The 18,893-nt window shown below is 61.9% G+C and carries 17 protein-coding genes; 10 read left to right on the forward strand and 7 right to left on the reverse strand.

Annotated elements, in window-relative coordinates; genetic code table 11:
* The 5 genes from rnr to rpmG all read left to right on the forward strand — a co-directional run bounded on the left by rnr (position 1) and on the right by rpmG (position 4,997).
* Entirely contained in the window at positions 1-2,364 is a 2,364-nt protein-coding gene (gene rnr / locus HFC70_RS10415) for a ribonuclease R (protein ID WP_168473164.1), read from the forward strand.
* Between the two features lie 26 nt (positions 2,365-2,390).
* Positions 2,391-2,849 (forward strand): DUF983 domain-containing protein, encoded by a 459-nt coding sequence (locus tag HFC70_RS10420; protein ID WP_168473165.1) that lies wholly within the window; start codon positions 2,391-2,393, stop codon positions 2,847-2,849.
* Positions 2,846-3,541, forward strand: a complete 696-nt coding sequence (locus tag HFC70_RS10425; protein ID WP_246735718.1) for an NUDIX hydrolase — start codon at positions 2,846-2,848, stop codon at positions 3,539-3,541. The genes HFC70_RS10420 and HFC70_RS10425 overlap by 4 nt, the downstream gene beginning before the upstream one ends.
* Positions 3,542-3,551: 10 nt before the next feature.
* Positions 3,552-4,736: an MFS transporter gene (locus HFC70_RS10430; protein ID WP_168473166.1), complete on the forward strand. Its 1,185-nt coding sequence runs from the start codon at positions 3,552-3,554 to the stop codon at positions 4,734-4,736.
* 93 nt (positions 4,737-4,829) lie between these two features.
* Entirely contained in the window at positions 4,830-4,997 is a 168-nt protein-coding gene (rpmG, locus tag HFC70_RS10435; protein WP_007626161.1) for a 50S ribosomal protein L33, read from the forward strand.
* An 828-nt stretch (positions 4,998-5,825) separates the two neighbouring features.
* On the opposite strand, the gene HFC70_RS10440 is transcribed toward rpmG, so the two are convergent.
* Positions 5,826-7,199, reverse strand: coding sequence for a PleD family two-component system response regulator (locus tag HFC70_RS10440; protein ID WP_168473167.1), 1,374 nt, complete (start codon positions 7,197-7,199; stop codon positions 5,826-5,828).
* Between the two features lie 18 nt (positions 7,200-7,217).
* Entirely contained in the window at positions 7,218-7,589 is a 372-nt protein-coding gene (locus HFC70_RS10445; protein WP_168473168.1) for a response regulator, read from the reverse strand.
* A 138-nt stretch (positions 7,590-7,727) separates the two neighbouring features.
* Between HFC70_RS10445 and HFC70_RS10450 the strand changes: the two genes are divergently transcribed.
* Together HFC70_RS10450 and HFC70_RS10455 are read left to right on the forward strand one after the other, a co-directional pair.
* Positions 7,728-8,021 (forward strand): DUF3572 domain-containing protein, encoded by a 294-nt coding sequence (locus tag HFC70_RS10450; RefSeq protein ID WP_368669610.1) that lies wholly within the window; start codon positions 7,728-7,730, stop codon positions 8,019-8,021.
* On the forward strand, positions 8,021-8,668 hold the full coding sequence (locus tag HFC70_RS10455; RefSeq protein WP_168473169.1) for a hypothetical protein: 648 nt from the start codon (positions 8,021-8,023) through the stop codon (positions 8,666-8,668). The genes HFC70_RS10450 and HFC70_RS10455 overlap by 1 nt, the downstream gene beginning before the upstream one ends.
* On the opposite strand, the gene HFC70_RS10460 is transcribed toward HFC70_RS10455, so the two are convergent.
* The gene (locus HFC70_RS10460; protein ID WP_168473218.1) at positions 8,663-9,184 is read right to left on the reverse strand and encodes a GNAT family N-acetyltransferase; all 522 of its coding nucleotides are present in this window, start codon (positions 9,182-9,184) and stop codon (positions 8,663-8,665) included. The two genes, HFC70_RS10455 and HFC70_RS10460, sit on opposite strands and share 6 nt — an antisense overlap.
* Positions 9,185-9,318: 134 nt before the next feature.
* On the opposite strand from HFC70_RS10460, the gene HFC70_RS10465 reads away from it, so the two are divergent.
* Positions 9,319-10,623: a DNA polymerase IV gene (locus HFC70_RS10465; RefSeq protein WP_168473170.1), complete on the forward strand. Its 1,305-nt coding sequence runs from the start codon at positions 9,319-9,321 to the stop codon at positions 10,621-10,623.
* Between the two features lie 145 nt (positions 10,624-10,768).
* Positions 10,769-12,013: a L,D-transpeptidase family protein gene (locus HFC70_RS10470; RefSeq protein WP_168473171.1), complete on the forward strand. Its 1,245-nt coding sequence runs from the start codon at positions 10,769-10,771 to the stop codon at positions 12,011-12,013.
* Positions 12,014-12,075: 62 nt separating this feature from the next.
* Here HFC70_RS10470 and HFC70_RS10475 read toward each other — a convergent pair whose 3' ends face one another.
* Complete coding sequence (locus HFC70_RS10475) at positions 12,076-12,342, reverse strand: hypothetical protein (protein WP_168473172.1); 267 nt, start codon at positions 12,340-12,342, stop codon at positions 12,076-12,078.
* Between the two features lie 95 nt (positions 12,343-12,437).
* Positions 12,438-15,935: a DNA polymerase III subunit alpha gene (dnaE, locus tag HFC70_RS10480; RefSeq protein WP_168473173.1), complete on the reverse strand. Its 3,498-nt coding sequence runs from the start codon at positions 15,933-15,935 to the stop codon at positions 12,438-12,440.
* Positions 15,936-16,265: 330 nt separating this feature from the next.
* Here dnaE and HFC70_RS10485 point away from each other — a divergent pair, with 330 nt between their 5' ends.
* Positions 16,266-16,850 (forward strand): hypothetical protein, encoded by a 585-nt coding sequence (locus HFC70_RS10485; RefSeq protein WP_246735719.1) that lies wholly within the window; start codon positions 16,266-16,268, stop codon positions 16,848-16,850.
* A gap of 25 nt (positions 16,851-16,875) precedes the next feature.
* Here the strand turns inward: HFC70_RS10485 and HFC70_RS10490 are convergent, their stop codons facing one another.
* Positions 16,876-17,565 (reverse strand): ABC transporter ATP-binding protein, encoded by a 690-nt coding sequence (locus HFC70_RS10490; protein ID WP_168473174.1) that lies wholly within the window; start codon positions 17,563-17,565, stop codon positions 16,876-16,878.
* Positions 17,566-17,579: 14 nt separating this feature from the next.
* Positions 17,580-18,887, reverse strand: a complete 1,308-nt coding sequence (locus tag HFC70_RS10495; RefSeq protein ID WP_168473175.1) for a lipoprotein-releasing ABC transporter permease subunit — start codon at positions 18,885-18,887, stop codon at positions 17,580-17,582.
* Between the last annotated feature and the right edge of the window lie 6 nt (positions 18,888-18,893).

The following is an 18,893-nucleotide window of genomic DNA, read 5'->3' on the forward strand; positions in this document are numbered from 1 at the left end:
GTGGTAAAATTCCCGCGCGACAGAACCCGGCCGACCGGCGCAGACACCGGCAAAGCGCGGCGTGCTGGCGCCGGTTCGAAAGCCGATGAACCGGTGATCATCCACGGCGCCGTGCCGCCGCGCGATGTCCTGCTGCGCTTCATTGCCGACAATCCCGATCGCGCTTCCAAGCGGGAGATCGCCAAGGCCTTCGGGCTGAAGGGCGATACGCGTGTCGAATTGAAGGCGCTACTGCGCGATCTGGAGCAGGACGGCCTGCTGCAGAAGAGCCGCAAGACGCTGTCGCGTCCCGGCACCCTGCCCCCGGTTACCGTTCTCGATATCACCACCCGCGACAAGGACGGCGAATTGATCGGCCGGCCGGCCGAATGGCCGGAGGAACTGGGCGTGGCCCCGGCCGTCGCCATTCGCCAGTCGAGCGCCGACCGGGCCAATGGCAAGACCCCTGTCGGCGGTCTCGGCGACCGCGTGCTGGCAAAGATCTTCCCGGCCAAGGATCGCGACGGCCCGGCCTATACGGCCCGCATCATCAAGGTGATCGACAAGCGCCGCGGCGCGTTGCTTGGCGTTTACCGGGAAATGCCGGGCGGCGGCGGACGGCTGATGCCGATCGAGCGGCGCGGCGAAGAAATGGTGATCGATGCCGCCGATCTCGGCGATGCCAAGGACGGCGATCTGGTGGAGGTCGAAATCGGCCGCGCCGGACGCCTCGGCCTGTCGCGCGCCAAGGTTCTGTCCGTGGTCGGATCGGTCGCCTCGGAAAAGGCGATCTCGATGATCGCCATCCACGCCCATGGCATTCCCTATATTTTCCCGCCCTCCGTGCTGGCGGAAGCCGATGCGGCGGGGCCGGCAACCATGTCCCATCGCGAGGATTGGCGCCAGCTACCGCTGATCACCATCGATCCGCATGATGCCAAGGACCATGACGACGCGGTCTATGCCGAGCCGGATCCATCGCCCGACAATCCGGACGGCGTCATCGTCACCGTGGCGATCGCTGATGTCTCCTGGTATGTCAGGCCGAAATCGGCGCTCGACCGCGAGGCGTTGAAGCGCGGCAATTCGGTCTATTTCCCGGACCGCGTCGTGCCCATGCTGCCCGAGCGGATCTCCAACGATCTGTGCTCGCTGAAGGAAGGCGTCGACCGGCCGGCACTTGCCGTGCGCATGGTGTTTTCCAGCGAGGGACGCAAGGCGAGCCATACCTTCCATCGCATCATGATGAAGAGTGCCGCCAAGCTTTCCTATCAACAGGCCCAGGCGGCGATCGACGGCAATCCTGACGACAAGGCCAGCCCGCTGCTGGAGCCCATCCTGAAGCCGCTATGGCATGCCTATGCCATCCTGAAACGCGGGCGCACGCGGCGCCAGCCGCTCGAACTCGACATGCCGGAGCGCAAGCTGATCCTGAAAGAGGATGGCACGGTCGACCGCGTCCATATTCCCGACCGCCTCGACGCCCACAAGCTGATCGAGGAAATGATGATCCAGGCCAATGTCTCGGCAGCCGAGACCTTGGAAAAGAAGCAGCAGCGGCTGGTCTACCGTATCCACGATGCCCCGACGCTCTCCAAGCAGGAGGCGTTGCGCGAATTCCTGGCGACGATCGGCATCTCGCTGGCCAAAGGCGGCGCGCTGCGCTCCAACAGCTTCAACGGCATCCTGGCCAAGGCGATCGACACGCCGCACCAGACCATGGTCAACGAAATGGTGCTGCGTTCCCAGAGCCAGGCGATCTACAGTCCGGAGAATATCGGCCATTTCGGTCTCAACCTGCTGAAATACGCCCATTTCACCTCACCGATCCGCCGGTATGCCGACCTGATCGTGCATCGCGCCCTGGTCGGGTCGCTGGGGCTCGGCGATGGCGGCATCACCCAGGAGGAAGAGGCCGGGCTCGACGATGTGGCAGCCGAAATCTCGACCTTCGAGCGCCGCGCCATGGCCGCCGAGCGCGACACGGTCAACCGGCTGATCGCCCATCACCTGGCCGGTCGCATCGGCGACGAATTCGACGGCCGGATTTCCGGCGTCACAAAATCCGGCCTGTTCATCAGCCTGCCACAGTTCGGCGCCGATGGTTTCATCCCGATCTCGACGCTGGGGCGCGACTATTTCCTCTATGACGAGGCTCATCAGGCTCTGACCGGCGAAAAGACCGGACTTGGCTTCCAGCTCGGCGACGCGGTGTCCGTTAAGCTTGTGGAAGCGATCCCGCTGGCCGGCGCCTTGCGTTTTGAAATGTTGAGCGAGGGCCGCAAAATGCCGACCGGCATCCGCTCGTTTCACAAAGCGTCGCGGCGGACCCAATCCGGCGCATATCGGCAGCCCGGAACACGACCACCACGCGGCCGACGCTGATATCGACGACAGGAAAGGAACCCGGCATGCACACTGACACGCCTGCAGACCCCGTTGTCCGCTACGGCGCGGATCCACTGCCCGAGCGTCCGCTCGGCCGGTCGATCGGTCGTGGCCTGCTGTGCCGCTGCCCGGCCTGCGGCGGCGGCAAGCTGTTTGGCAGCTACCTGAAACCCGTTGACCATTGTGCCGCCTGCGGCGAGGAGATGTTCCACCATCGCGCCGACGATCTGCCGCCCTATCTGGTGATCATCGTGCTCGGCCATGTGCTGCTGGGCGGCTTCATGATGACCGACCTGGTGTTTCCCGCCTCCTCTTGGGTCCATCTCGCCATCTGGGCGCCGCTCGGCGTGATCATAGCCCTTGCCACGCTGCAGCCGATCAAGGGTGGCGTGGTCGGGCTGCAATGGGCGCTGCGCATGCATGGCTTCAGCGGCGAGGACGACAGTCCTGAGGACATCCTTCCGCCAAAGCCCGACGCATGACGCCCCACCCTTTCGAAGGGCAACCCAAAGGTTCGACCGTCTCGCTGCGGATGCGTCCGAAGGATGCGGCGACGCTGATGCTGCTTGACCGCAGCAGGGATCGCGTGCGCGTGCTGATGGGCAAGCGCGACCGCAAGCATACCTTCATGCCTGACTTGTACGTGTTTCCAGGCGGGCGCCGCGACCGCGCCGACGGATCCCGCCCCTTCGCTGCCGATCTGCACCCCGATGTGCTGGCGCGGCTGCTGGAGGGAGAGCAGGGCGAAACCGCACTACGGCGCGCCCGCGGGCTGGCGATTGCGGCCGTCCGCGAGTTGCGGGAGGAAACGGGCCTTGCGATCACCGGCAAGGACGGGGATGCCGACGCCGGGGCGATAAACCTCTCCAGCCTGCGCTACGTGGCACGCGCCATTACGCCGCCCGGCAATGTCCGCCGGTTCGACACGCGCTTTTTCCTGACCTTTGCCGACGAAACCAGCATCGATCCCGATCAGATCAGCGATTCGGATGAATTGCACGATGTGCGCTGGCTTGACATCGACGATGTTTCAGGTCTGAACATGCCGTCTATTACCCAGACGATACTCGAGCACGTGAAGATGCAGATGAAACTTGATCCGTCTTTACCCTTTGGAAGTAGCGGGCCTTTTTACTTCGCACGGCGCGGCCGATTCCATTGCGGCATCATTTAAGGATCACCCCATGTCTCAACCGATGAACGGTGATACCGGCCACCGCGAGGACATCCACTGGCCTTCGCTGTTTGCCGCCATTTCGGCTATTTCGGCGGTTGGCATTGCCATCGGCCTGGGCTTGCCGCTGCTCAGCATCATCCTGGAAAAGCGCGGCATATCGTCGACGCTGATCGGCCTCAATTCGGCGATGGCCGGCATTGCCGCCATGGCCGCGGCGCCGATCACCACCAAGCTTGCCCATTCCTTCGGCGTTGCCCGCACCATGCTGTGGGCCGTGCTGTTTGCCGCCATCAGCGCGCTCGGCTTCTACTATGCCGAAGCCTTCTGGATGTGGTTCCCGCTGCGCATCGTCTTCCACGGCACCACGACAACCCTCTTCATCCTGTCGGAATTCTGGATCAACGCCGCCGCCCCGCCCTCGAGGCGCGGCCTGGTGCTCGGCATCTATGCGACCGTCCTCGGCATCGGCTTTGCCTCCGGGCCGCTCCTGTTCTCGCTGATCGGCAGCGACGGCATCCTACCCTTCGCCGTGGGCGCCATCGCCATTCTCGCCGCCGCAATTCCGATCTATATCGCCCGCAACGAAAGCCCGGCCCTGGACGAAAAGCCCAGTCGACACTTTCTGCGCTATATTTTCCTGGTGCCGACGGCGACCGCCGCCGTCTTCGTGTTCGGCGCAGTGGAGGCCGGCGGTCTGTCGCTGTTCCCGATCTATGCCACCCGCACCGGCTTTACCGAATCGCAGGCCGCCCTACTGCTGACGGCCATGGGGGTCGGCAACATGGTGTTCCAGATCCCGCTGGGCATGCTGTCCGACAAGCTCAAGGATCGCCGCCTGCTGCTGTCGTTGATGGCGGTGATCGGTTTGTTCGGCGCGCTGCTGCTGCCGCTGCTGACCTCGAACTGGATCCTGATGGCGGTCGTACTGCTGTTCTGGGGCGGCAGCGTCTCCGGCCTCTATACGATCGGGCTCAGCCATCTCGGCTCGCGACTCACCGGTTCGGACCTTGCGGCCGCCAATGCCGCCTTCGTTTTCTGCTATGCGGTCGGCACGGTGGCCGGCCCACAGGCGATCGGGGCGGCGATCGACATCTCCGGAAATGACGGGTTTGCCTGGGCAATTGCCGGCTTCTTTGCGCTTTATGTCCTGCTTTCCATCGGCCGGCTGCTTTTTCGGCCGAAAGAGGGTTGACTTTTCGGGAGCTATTTGTAGTTTCCCGCCAGAATTTGCCGTGGAGCCATCCGGTCGTCCACGGCTTGATTTTTTAGTGAAGGCAGGACGACCATGGCGAAGGCTACAACAATCAAGATCAAGCTGCTGTCGACAGCCGACACGGGTTTCTTCTACGTCACGACGAAAAACAGCCGTACGATGACGGACAAGATGACGAAGACCAAGTATGACCCGGTCGCAAGAAAGCATGTTGAGTTCAAGGAAACCAAGATCAAGTAAACCTTGATTTTGGTGGAATTTCAAAAACGCGCGGTCGCAAGGCCGCGCGTTTTTCGTTGTGCAGAGTGCAAGCGCTGACGCCGGCGCCGGCGCCGACCAAATCAGAAACAAGACGCGACCAGCCTAAAACGAAAAACGCCGCGCTCCTTTCGAGCGCGGCGTTTTTGTTGAATAAGGGGGTCGGCAGACATGCAATAACGGCACGAGGAACCGTATTCACATCGCATGTCCACCGACCGACCCCACGACCCAGGAGATGCGGCGGACCTGAGCATCATGGGGTATCTCTGTCTCACAAGGAGAACGTAACCTCTTGTTGACCCAACTTTGCGCAAGTTACGAAAAAAATCAACAATTTCTTAACTGTGACATAAATTCACTTGCACTATGGTTAAGAGCGAACAGGTCCCGACACACTGGACAGCACAGCTAAGCTATCGGCCAACAAAGTATAACAGTCCGCCTACCCTTCATATATTGAGTTAAATACATACTGATGACGGAAGTGGTCGTAAAATCCAACAACGTGAGAATTTTTGGCCGACAGTACCTACAAGAAGCCAATACAAGCCAAAATTGGCCACACCTCCCCGCCGCAAGTACCGGCTGAGCAGGTCTTTTCCTTCGCATCGACATTCAAGGCAAATTTTCCTACGCTCAATACATGACAATACTTTGAGGCGCAGAAAACAGGGCGCAGACCGGACCAAGGATCGGGCGTGCGAAAAAACTATCGTGGATGCAATGTTATCCACAGCGCTGCGCCGCGCAATAGCCGATTTGGGGAACTTGACAAAGAAATGTGAGGCTTTCGCGACTCACACCAAGTCAGGCCGCCACGGCAACGACCCGGTTACGGCCGGTGTTTTTGGCCTGGTACAGGGCTCGGTCGGCTTGTTTCAGCAATTGTTCAGGGGTGTCGATGCCCGGCATGATCGTCGCAATGCCCATCGACGCCGTCACACTCAGCTCGGCAGCCGAGGTCCGCAACTGAAATGGCTTGTTTTCGATGCGCTCGCGAAGCCGTTCGGCCACCGCCGCCGCGACATCCAGCGACGTATCGGGCATGACCACCACGAATTCCTCGCCACCATAGCGGCAGGCAAGATCGGCGCCGCGAACGGTGGAGCGAATTCTGGCGGAAAATTCCCGCAGCACATCGTCGCCGGCGTCGTGGCCATAGGTATCGTTGACCTGCTTGAAGCGGTCGATATCGGTCAGGCAGATCGACAGCGGCCGGCCGCGGGCGATGGCCCGGTTGAACAGCAGCTTCAGGTGGCCATCCAGATAGCGCCGGTTGCTGAGCCCCGTCAGGCTGTCCGTCACGGCCAGTTCGATGGTCTGGTTGACGCTGGTGCGCAGCCGGTCATTGAAGCGCTTGCGCCGGATCTGCGTCAGCGTGCGGGCCACCAGTTCGTTCGGGTCGATCGGCCGCGTGATATAGTCGTTCACGCCGAGATCCAGCGCCCGCACGACCATCGGCTCGTTGCCATGGTCGGCGATCAACAGCAGTGGAATGAATCGTGTGCGGTCCAGCGAGCGCAGCTGCGAGCAGAGACGCAGCGGATCGTAGTCCTCCAGATTGGCATTGACGATCACGAGATCGAACGGGTTTTCGGCCGCCTCGAACAGGGCGGCTTGCGGATCTGACATCGCCGCGACATCGGCAACGGGCTTCAGGGCCTTGACGATGCGCTCCTGCGAGCTGCCGCGGCTATCGACCAGCAGCACCTGGCCGGCCTCTTCCATGCGCCCGTCGTTCATCTTCAGCAGATCTTCCATGCCGATCTTCTGTGCCGTCTCGGCGCGGATGCGCAATTCGTCGCTGAGCGTCTTCAGGCGCACCAGGCTCTTGACCCGCGAGATGAGCTGCAGGTCGTTGACCGGCTTGGTCAGAAAATCGTCTGCGCCTGCCTTCAAGCCACGCACACGGTCGGAGGGCTGGTCGAGAGCCGTGACCATAACGACGGGAATATGGGCGGTCTTCGGATTGGATTTCAGCCGGTCGCAAACCTCGAAGCCGTCCATACCCGGCATCATGATGTCGAGCAGGATCAGATCGACCTGAGTCTGGTCGCAGATCTCCAGCGCCTTGAATCCGTTGTCGGCGGTCAGCACGTCGAAATACTCGGACAGCAGCCTAGCCTCGAGCAGCTTCACGTTTGCCGGAATGTCGTCAACGACAAGAATTCGCGCGGTCATGCAGGCTGTCCTGTAGGTTCAAGCGTCGCCGAGATAGGTCTTGATCGTCTCGATGAATTTCGGCACGGAAATCGGCTTGGAAACATAGGCTTCGCAGCCGCCCTGGCGTATTCTCTCCTCGTCGCCCTTCATGGCGAAGGCCGTGACGGCGATGACCGGGATGACATGCAATTCGTCGTCTTCTTTCAGCCACTTGGTGACTTCGAGACCGGACACTTCGGGAAGCTGGATATCCATAAGAATGAGATCGGGGCGATATTTGCGGGCCAGATCGAGCGCCTCCAAACCATTGCGGGTCTGGATGGTGACGTAACCGGATGCCTCGATAAGGTCGCGGAAGAGCTTCATGTTCAGCTCGTTGTCTTCGACTATCATGACCTTTTTGGGCATTCCATTGTCCTTGCGTCCCATATTGCAACCGTCTGTATATGGAGTGTCTTCACGCCGATTGCATTGCCCCCATGGATTGATGTTAGAATCATTTAGTTGAAAAAGAGGTAACCCTTGAAAGAAATACGCAATAAATCCGTGAGATCGGCCCCCTCGAGCCAAGCTGCCCAGGAAACCGCCATTGCGATTCTCGGTTGGCTGGCCGGAGAGCCCGACATGCTTGGCCGCTTTCTGGCGCTTAGCGGCGTTCAGGCGGATCAACTGCGCCAGGCGGTCGATGATCCCGGCTTTCTGGCCGGCATCGTCGATTTTCTCGCCTCCCATGAGCCGACGCTGCTCGCCTTCTGCGCGGCGACCGACACGGCGCCCGAAACAGTCATGATGGCCTGGCAGTATTTTTCCGCGCCGGGGCTCGATTCGGGAGAATATTGATGGAGCTCGACCTCGATCATGTCAGGCTGACCGATCGGCCGCTGGTGGTCTGCGACGTCGATGACGTGGTGCTGCAATTCATCGTCCCCTTTCAATCCTATCTCGACAGTCTCGGTCACAGGCTGGTTCCCCGCTCGTTCCGGCTGCATGGCAATATCGTTTCGCAAGCGACGGAAGCTCCCCTGCCCGACCGGGAGGTCAGCGACCTCATCGAAGCCTTCTTCGACGCCCAGGAGACCTGGCAGACGCCGTTTGCCACGACGGCTGCAGCCATCGAGGCCATCTCCTGTGACGCCGACATCGTGTTCCTGACCGCCATGCCGCCGCGCTTTGCCGACCGCCGCCGGCGCCTGCTCGACGCGATCGGCTTTTCCCAGCCCTTGGTGGCAACGCAACAGCCCAAGGGGCCAGTTGTCGAAACCCTGCATGGCGGACGCCCGTTGCCGGTCGCCTTCATCGACGACATGGCGCATAATCTTGTCTCGGTCGGCACCCATGTCGCCGATTGCCTGCTCTTGCACATGATCCCGGTCTCCGAGATCCATCGCCATGCGCCGCTGGCCGAGCCGCCCGTCCTGCGCGTTGCCGACTGGCCCGAGGCAACGCAGCACATCCGCCGGCATTGCAGCACCAGCCGGGCCTCATAAGAGCGCCAACCGCATCAGCGGCCTGCCCGCCTTGCGCAAGGCCACTTCCTCAAAACCGGCGGCACGAAAAATCCGCGTCGGCCCGACATAAAGCCCAACGGATTTCGACTGTTTGGTGCGATCGATCGGACAGGCCTCGACGCGGCTTGCGCCATTCTGTCTGGCAAAATCGACGGCCGCGGCCAGCAAGAGATGGCTGAGGCCGGCGCCACGGCCGGACGAGACGACGAAAAAGCAACTGATCGCCCAGACACCCGGATCGGCGGCATCGGCCTCGTCGACCGGGCGCGACACGGTGCGCGACGAATTCCAGTTAGGCACATCGCCGCGCGGCCCCACCTGCACCCAGCCGACCGGTTGGCCATCGCGATAGCCGATCAGGCCCGGCGGCGGCCCGGACAGCACGCGCGCCCGCATATGCTGCTTTTTCTCAGCTCCTCCGAGCAGCTTGCGCTGAGCCGGCGCGAGGCGGAAATAGGTGCACCAACAGCCGTAGCAGGCGCCTTGCGGCCCCATCACCGTCTCGAAATCGGGCCAGAGTTCAGCGGTCAAAGGCTTTGTTGTGAACACCGTCCCATTCCTCGAATCTTGCCTCTTGAGTGCAGTCAGGCTAGCGCGTAAGGTAGCAATGTTCAACCTTTGTTCTCATCATGGCCGCGCAAAACGATCATCTTCCGGGATTTTGCCGCGACTGCCTGACGGGCCAGCCGGAGGGCAGAAAGCGCTGCAGTCAATGCGGCAGTCCGCGGCTTGTCTATCATCCGGAACTGGCCCGGCTGACGCTTGCCCATATCGACTGCGACGCCTTCTATGCCTCGATCGAGAAGCGCGACAATCCTGATCTCGCCGACAAGCCGGTGATCATCGGCGGCGGCAAGCGCGGCGTGGTGTCCACCGCCTGCTACATTGCCCGTATCCATGGCGTGCGCTCGGCCATGCCGATGTTCAAGGCGCTGGAGGCCTGCCCGCAGGCGGTCGTCATCCCGCCTAACATGGAGAAATATGTCCGGGTCGGCCGGCAGGTGCGCGCCATGATGGAAGAGCTGACGCCGCTGGTTCAGCCGATTTCGATCGACGAGGCCTTTCTCGAACTGTCCGGCACGGAAATGCTGCACCATGCGCCGCCGGCGCAGGTGCTCGCCCGGTTTGCGCAACGCGTCGAGCGGGAGGTCGGCATCACGGTGTCAGTGGGGCTCTCCTATTGCAAGTTCCTGGCCAAGGTGGCCTCCGACCTGCAGAAGCCCCGCGGCTTTTCGGTGATCGGCGAGGCGGAGGCGCTCTCCTTCCTGGCGCCGCGGCCAGTCACCACCATCTGGGGCGTCGGCAAGGCCTTTGCCGCGACCCTGGAGCGCGACGGCATCCGCACGGTGGGCCAATTGCAGATCATGGAGGAAACCGAGCTGATGCGCCGCTATGGGTCGATCGGCCAGCGGTTGTCGCGGCTATCGCGCGGCATCGACGACCGCGAGGTGCATCTCAACGATGCCGCCAAGAGCGTTTCGTCGGAAACCACCTTCTTCGACGATATCTGGCGTCACGACGATCTCGTGCCGCACCTGCGCTCGCTGTCGGAAAAAGTCGCCTGGCGCCTGAAGAAGGCCGGCATCGCCGGCCACACCGTGGTGCTGAAGCTGAAGACGGCTGATTTCAAGGGCCGCACCCGCAACCGCCGCCTGGAGGACCCGACCCAGCTTGCCGACCGGATCTTTCGCACCGGCCTGTCGCTGCTGGAGAAGGAGACGGATGGCACGCGCTTCCGGCTGATCGGCATCGGGGTCACCGACCTGCGCGAGGCAGCCCTTGCCGATCCTCCGGATCTGGTCGACGCCCAGGCAGCGCGGCGGGCGGCGGCCGAAGGGGCGATGGACAAGCTGCGCGAGAAATTCGGCAAGTCGACCGTCGAGACCGGCTACACATTCGGCACCCGAAAGCCTCGTCCCGAGCCCGGCGAGTGAACTTGCCCCTTCGTTCGAAGGGGGCGAACTATACCACATCCGTGCATATGAACACTTAAATGTGAAGACACCCCCCGCTTCAAACCTTCCTTAAACTTCGTCATTTATTTTAGCGGGATCGGTTTTGCGTAACAGGATGAAACTCATGATCAAGTCTCTGGCGTTCAGCCTCGGCCTTCTCTCCGCGACCGCGCTGGTCACGCCGGCATGGGCCGGCGGTGGCGGAACGCTGCAGATCATGGTTTCCAAGGACACCCAGCAGATGGTCGTCTATGACGGCGGCCAGGTGGTGGCGACCTCGAAAGTGTCGACCGGCAAGCAGGGCCATACGACGCCGTCGGGCATCTTCTCGATCCTTGAGAAGAAGAAATACCACGAGTCCAATCTCTATTCGAACGCGCCGATGCCGTGGATGCAGCGCATCACCTGGTCCGGCGTGGCGCTGCACGAATCCAACAGCGTGCCGAACTACCCGGCCTCGCACGGTTGCGTGCGCATGCCGGGCGATTTTGCCAAGGCGCTGTTCCAGATGACGGAGCGTGGCGCCCATGTGATCATCACCGACAAGCCCGTGGTTCCGGTCTCGATCAGCCATGCCACGCTGTTCAAGCCGACCGCCAGCACCGAGGGCGGCCAATTGCTGTCGGACGCGCAGTTGCGGCCGGGCAACATCGAGACGGGTGCCAAGCCCGTCGAGGTGGCGATGATCGATGTCCTGCCCAAAGCCGGCGCCTCGGCCACCGTGGCGCTGGACGACCTGCCGCCGGTGCGGATCCTGATCACCCGGCGCGGCGAGCGCGAGACGATCCTCGACATGCAGGTCCTGCTGAACGAACTGGGTTTCGACGCCGGTGTGCCGGACGGCCATATCGGCAGGCTGACGGTCAGCGCCGTCAACGGCTTCAAGCGCTGGAAGGGCATTGCGACCGGCGGTGAACTCATCAGCGCCGAGATGCTGACCGGGCTCTACAAGGCGGCCGGTAAGGGCGAGCCGCCGGCGGGCCAGATCCTGGTGCGGCAGAAGTTCAAGCCGATGTTCGAGGCGCCGATCGGCATTTCGAGCCCGGAAATCGCGCTCGGCACGCATTTCATCGAGGCGACAGACGTCAACCGCTATTCCGGCAAGGCCGAATGGCATGCAGTATCGTTGGAAAACCACCTGTCGCCCGCCACCCTGAAGCGGCTCGGCATCGTCATCCCGGCCGACAATACGGCGGTGTTCGACGCCAGCCGAGCGCTCGACCGCATCACCATCCCGGCCGATATCCGCGCCAGGATCGAGGCCATGCTCGGCGAAGGCAGTTCCATCACCATCTCCGACACCGGCATCGGCCCGGAAACCGGCCCTGGAACGGATTTCATCACCATTACGCGGAAGAAGCCGGTCTGATCGGCTGAGCCCCCCCTCATGGCCCTTCGAAGGAAGTTCATGCGTGCCGATTAGACAGTCAGTTATTTGGTAAAATCGGCGCGCATAATTCTTCCATTCTCGGGATTAATAACGACCTCATAGCCACTCCAGGTGTGTGCATGGATTTCGCCGTGTTCGACATAAAGCGATAGGAAAACATCGGGAGCTCCCGGCAGTTCGGCACGCCAGACAACAGCTCCAGCGCTGTCTACGCAAACCAAATTCTCATAACGCCCGTCAAGAACCTCATCCGGATCGAAAAGTATCAACCTTTTACGTCCGCCATCCAATGAAATGGATTGGTTCATCGTCCACGATCCCGAATTAGAACGTTCGATGCGGCAAGGCCAATCTGATCTGCCCAACACTCCATCCGTTCGTCCTCTCATTAGTCCCCTGTAACTCACACCAGTTCGACGTCGATGACTCCGGGCGCCGAGCGCAGGGCGGCGGCGATATCTGGGGAGATGCGGTATTTCTCGGTCAGTTCAACCTCGATTTCGCGCTGGCCATCCTCCTTGATGACCACGAAGGACACCAGACCGTCGCCGCGGGCGTTGAGATGGGCGGCAACCGTCTTTAGGGGCCCGGCGTCGCGCACGAAGACCCTGAGCGCCTTCTGCATCTGCACCGACTTTTCCTCCAGCGACTGAACCGTCTGGATGCGCAGACCGATGCCTTCCGGCCGTTCCTCGGCGGCAACCGTGATGACCAGGGATTTGCCGGGTTCCAGGAAATCGCGATATTGCGCAAGGCCCTCGGAAAACAGCACAGCTTCGAACTGGCCGGTCGCATCGGAAAAGGTGACGATGCCCATCTTGTTGCCGGTGCGGGTCTTGCGCTCCTGCTTGGCGATCACCGTTCCGGCCAGCCGCCCGGCATTGGCGCCCTGCTTCACCGCATTGGAGAAATCGGCGAAGTTCTGCACGCGCATCTTTTCCAGAATGGAGCGGTAGGCATCGAGCGGATGGGCCGAGAGATAGAAGCCCAGAACATTGAATTCGCGCAGCAGCTTTTCCGAGGACAGCCAGGGCGTGAACGGCGGAAAACCGATGCGCTCCGGCCCACTGGCGGCACCGGCGCCGAACATATCCGACTGGCCGCGCACCCTGTTTTCATGGATGCGCTGGGCATAGCCGATGATGCGGTCGAGGCCGGCGATCATTTCGGCCCGGTCATAGCCGAAGCAATCGAAGGCGCCGGCGGTAATCAGGCTTTCGAAGACGCGGCGGTTGACCTGCTTGGGGTCGATGCGCAGGCAAAAATCCTCGATACTGGCAAAGGGCGTGTCGCCGCGCTGGGCGACGATATGCTCGACGGCGGCCTCACCGACGCCCTTGATGGCGGCCAGCGAGTAATAGATGCGCTGGTCGCCCGTCTGGAAATGGCGGAACGAGGTCTGCACCGAAGGCGGCACGACGGCGATGCCGAGACGGCCGGCATCCTGGCGGAAGTCGTTGAGCTTGTCGGTGTTGGACATGTCGAGCGTCATCGACGCTGCCAAGAACTCGACCGGGAAATGGGCCTTCATATAGGCGGTCTGGTAGGAGACGATGGCATAAGCCGCGGCGTGGGACTTGTTGAAGCCGTAATTGGCGAATTTCGCCAGCAGTTCGAAGATGTTGCTGGCCTGCGGCTTGGAGACGCCGTTCTTCATGGCGCCGTCGATGAAGCGCTCGCTCTGCTGGTCCATCTCCGCCTTGATCTTCTTGCCCATGGCGCGGCGCAAGAGATCGGCCTCGCCGAGCGAATAGCCCGACAGGACCTGGGCGATCTGCATGACCTGCTCCTGGTAGACGATAACCCCTTGCGTCTCCTTCAGCAGATAATCGATCTTTGGATGGACCGATTCCAGCTCCTCCTCGCCATGCTTGCGGGCATTGTAAGTCGGGATATTTTCCATCGGGCCCGGACGATAGAGCGCCACCAGCGCGATGATGTCCTCGATGCAGTCGGGCCGCATGCCGATCAGCGCCTTGCGCATGCCGGCCGATTCCACCTGGAACACGCCGACCGTTTCGCCGCGCGACAGCATCTCGTAGGTCGGCGCATCATCCAGCGGCAAAGCCGCCAGATCGACGGAGATGCCGCGCAGCTTGACGAAATCCACCGCCGTCTTCAGCACTGTCAACGTCTTCAGGCCGAGAAAGTCGAACTTCACCAGGCCGGCTTGCTCGACCCATTTCATGTTGAACTGGGTGACCGGCATGTCGGAGCGCGGATCGCGATACATCGGCACCAGCTTCGACAGCGGCCGATCGCCGATGACGATGCCGGCGGCGTGGGTCGAAGCGTGGCGATAAAGGCCTTCGATCTTCTGGGCGATATCGAGCAGGCGGGCGACGACCGGCTCGCGGTCGGCCTCCTCCTGAAATTTCGGATCCTCTTCTATCGCTTTCGACAGCGGCGTCGGATTGGCCGGGTTGTTGGGCACCATCTTGCAGATCTTGTCGACTTGGCCATAGGGCATTTCCAGCACGCGGCCGACGTCGCGAAGGGCGGCGCGGGCCTGCAAGGACCCGAAGGTGATGATCTGCGCCACCTGCTCGCGGCCATATTTCTGCTGGACGTAGCGAATGACCTCTTCGCGGCGGTCCTGGCAGAAGTCGATGTCGAAGTCGGGCATCGAGACGCGTTCGGGATTGAGAAAGCGCTCGAACAGCAAAGAGAAGCGCAAGGGGTCGACGTCGGTGATGGTCAGGGCATAGGCGACCAGCGAGCCCGCACCGGAACCGCGGCCCGGCCCGACCGGGATATCGTGCTGCTTGGCCCATTTGATGAAGTCGGCAACGATCAGGAAGTAGCCGGGGAAACCCATGCGCTCGATGACGCCAAGTTCGAAATCCAGCCGGTCGCGATATTCCTTTTCCTCGTAGCCGGGCGCCATACCGAGCGATAGCAGCCGCTGGTCGAGACCTTCGATCGCCTGGCGGCGCAGCTCGGCCGCTTCGGCGCGCTCGGCCTCCTTCGGATCGTCGCTGGCACCAGTGAAGCGCGGCAGGATCGGCTTGCGGGTGTCGAGCACGAAGGAGCAGCGCGTGGCGATCTCGACCGTATTGGCAAGCGCCTCCGGCAGATCGGCAAACAGCGCGCACATCTCGGCACGGCTTTTCATGTAGTGGTCCGGCGTCAGCCGGAAACGGCGGTCATCCGAGACGATGGCATTGTGGGCCACCGCCATCAGCGCATCGTGGGCGTCGTAGTCACCGCGCGTCGGGAAGAAGGCCTCGTTGGTGGCGACCAGCGGCAGATCATGCTCATAGGCGAGCGCGATCATCTTCTGCTCGTGAGCACGGTCATAGCCGGCCTGGCGCTGCAATTCGACATAGAGCCGGTCGCCGAAAATACCCTTCAGAGTCGACAGCCGGGCCTCGGCCTGGGCCTTATGGCCCTCCTTCAACGGCATATCGACGGGACCGCCGGTAAAGCCGGTCAAGGCAATCAGCCCGTCCGCACCGCCCTCGATCAGCCAGGAGGCGCAGATATGCACGGCGCTCGAACTTTCGCCGTCAAGATAGGCACGGCTGACGATATCGACCAGGCGCTCATAACCGGCCGGCGTCGAGGCCAGCAGGACAATCGACGGATAGCGGGCAAAACCGGAATTACCGCCGCGCTTCTCGTCGCCGGCATCTTCCATGTCGATCGCCAGCTGGCAGCCGATGATCGGCTGCAGCCCCTCGTCCATGGCCTTCTGCGAGAATTCTAGGGCCACGAACAGGTTGTTGGTATCGGTGATGGCAATGGCGGGCTGTGCGTCCGCCACGGCCTTGCCGAGGATCTTCTTCAGCGGCAATGCGCCTTCCAGCAGCGAGAAGGCGGAATGGACCCGTAGATGCACGAAGCCGGGGGACGCCTGCCCCCCCATCGCCGGCCGCGCCGCCATGACATTGCCATCCATTCCAACATTCCCATCGCATCCAAAGACTCGGGGGAGATTGTCGGGCCTCAAGCCCCGGAAGTCCAGAACTGCTTATGGCGTATCGACAGCTTTACGGCTGCAAAGATCAGAGAGCCAGCACAATGACCGAAAAGCTGGCGACGAAAACGGTGATAGAGGCGAATGCGGCGACGTCACGAAGAATGTCAGTCATGGCTCTCCTTACTCGTTATGTATTCTTTATGTTCGTTCTTTGTTCCGTTGTCAACACCATTTTTTGTACCGCCATGGGAGGTGACTTCGGGAGCCGAGTCCGACACACTGCTGTGGAAAAGCTTGGGGGGAATGGCAATGATCAGAATGTTTGTCGCCGGGGTATTGGTTGGGCTGCTGCCGGCCACGGGCGTTTTCGCCGACACGTTTCCGGCCGGGCGGATTCTCTCCGGCGCGTCCGGTGACTGGAACAAGGACGGTGCGTTGGACCTGGCCATTCTGGTTGCACCGGGCAGTGATGACGAAGAGATCGGCATCTATCTCTATCTGACGGAGAGCGATCGCCCGCTTCTGAAGCTGGTTGCATCCGCGCCAGACAAGATCTGGGGCAATACCCAACTGGACGGCTTTTATGGCCAGGACCCGGCGATCACGGCGCTTGCCAATGGCTCGATCGCCGTGATGTCGCAAAATTCCGCGATCGGCCGAAACCATTGGGAGCAGACCCTGACGCTGGCCTATCGCGAGGGCCGGTTCATCGTCGCCGGCTACACCTACTCACACTACGACACGCTTGACCCGGACGCAGGCGGCTCCTGTGACTACAATGTGGTGACAGGAAAGTTCAAGAAAGGCGAAACGGCCGGCAGCACCGCCCCCAAAACCGTATCGATCGAAGACTGGAGCGACGATATCGGCCAGAAGGCCTGCGGGCTGGACTGAACCGGTCCCCCCGCACGTTGGCCGGTCAGGCGACGAAGTCGACGATCTTGCCGTCGACGATCGTCACGCAGCGATCCATGCGCCGGGCCAGTTCGTGATTGTGGGTGGCGATCAACGCGGCGAGCCCGGATTGCCGGACCAGGGCCTCCAGCGCGGAAAATACATAAGAGGCCGTTTCCGGATCGAGATTGCCGGTCGGCTCGTCGGCCAGCAGCACCAGCGGTGCATTGGCAACGGCACGGGCAATGGCGACGCGCTGCTGTTCGCCGCCCGACAGTTCCGAGGGACGATGATCGCCGCGATGGCCGATGCGCATATAGTCGAGCAATTGCGAGGCCCGCTCGCGGGCTTCCGCCATCGGCAGTCCGGCGATCAGCTGCGGCATCATGATGTTTTCCAGCGCGGTGAATTCCGGCAGGAGATGGTGAAACTGATAGACGAAGCCGATCGAGTTGCGGCGGATCGCCGTGCGGCGGTCTGCCGACAGGCCGGAGCAATTCTCCCCGCCGATCAGCACTTCGCCTTCAGTCGGGTGTTCCAGCAGGCCGGCAATGTGCAGCAGCGTCGATTTGCCGGTGCCCGACGGGGCCACCAGCGCCACGGTCTCGCCTTCATAGAGATTGAGGCTGGCGTCCTTCAGGATCGTCAGCACGGTCTCGCCCTGTCCGTAATTGCGTTCGATGCCGGAAAGGCCAAGCGCGGTTTTCTTTGCCATGAAAGACGGGATCCTTATTCGTAACGCAGCGCTTGAACGGGATCGAGGCGCGAGGCCTGCCAAGCCGGGAAGATCGTCGCCAGGAAGGATAGGACCAGCGCCATGATGACCACCGCGACGGTTTCGCCGACATTCATGTCCGCCGGAAGCTGGCTGAGGAAATAGAGTTCCGGATCGAACAGCACGGTTCCCGACAGCCAGGAGAAGAACTGGCGGATGGATTCGACGTTGAGACAGACGACGACGCCGAGCGCCACGCCGGCCAGCGTGCCGGTAATGCCGATCGCCGCCCCTGTCATGAAGAAGATCCGCATGATCGAGCCGGAGGTCGCGCCCATGGTCTTCAGGATGGCGATGTCGCTGCCCTTGTCCTTGACCAGCATGATGAGGCCCGAAATGATGTTGAGGGCCGCCACCAGCACGATCAGCGTCAGGATCATGAACATGACGTTGCGCTCCACCTGCAGGGCGGAGAAGAAGGTCTGGTTGCGCTGGCGCCAGTCGCTGATGAAGATCTGGCGCCCGGCGGCGGCCTCGACCAGCGGGCGAAGCTGATCGACATTGTCGGGATCGCTGACGAACAGCTCGATCGACTGCACAAGGCCTTCGGCATTGAAATAGAGCTGCGATTCCTCGAGCGGCATGTAGATGATCGTCGAATCATATTCCGACATGCCGATCTCGAAAATGCCCGAAACCGGATAGGACTTGACGCGCGGGTTGATGCCGAGCGGCGTCACGTCGCCTTCCGGCGAGACCAGCGTGATGTTGTCGCCGGCCGAAATGCCGAGCTGTGCCGCCATGCGCGAGCCGACCAGCACGCCCTCGCCCGCCGCAAAACCGACGAGATCGCCGGCGCGGATATTGCCGGAGACTTCCTTGAGCTTGACCAGATCGTCGGCGCGGACACCGCGCACCAGCGCACCGGTGCCGGCACCGTCGCGGCCGGAGGCCAGCGTCTGGCCCTCGACCAGCGGCAGAGCCATGGTGACGCCGGGAATGGCGGCGAACTTGTCGGCAAGGGCTGCATAGTCGTTCAGCGGTCCATCGACCGGCTGGACGATCATATGGCCGTTGATGCCCAGGATGCGCGAGATCAGCTCGGTGCGGAAACCGTTCATGACCGCCATGACGATGATCAGTGTTGCTACGCCGAGCATGATGCCGACGAAGGAAAAGCCGGCGATCACCGAGATCACCGCTTCCTTGCGTCGCGAGCGCAGATAGCGCCAGGCCACCATGCGTTCGAACGCGGAAAACGGTCGAGCAGAGTTGCCTGGGCTGGCTGGACCCGCCTCTGTGCCGGCAGTTTCGCTGTTCATTACGCC

This window comes from Agrobacterium sp. a22-2 (assembly GCF_012276985.1).
Classification (GTDB): Bacteria; Pseudomonadota; Alphaproteobacteria; order Rhizobiales; family Rhizobiaceae; genus Allorhizobium.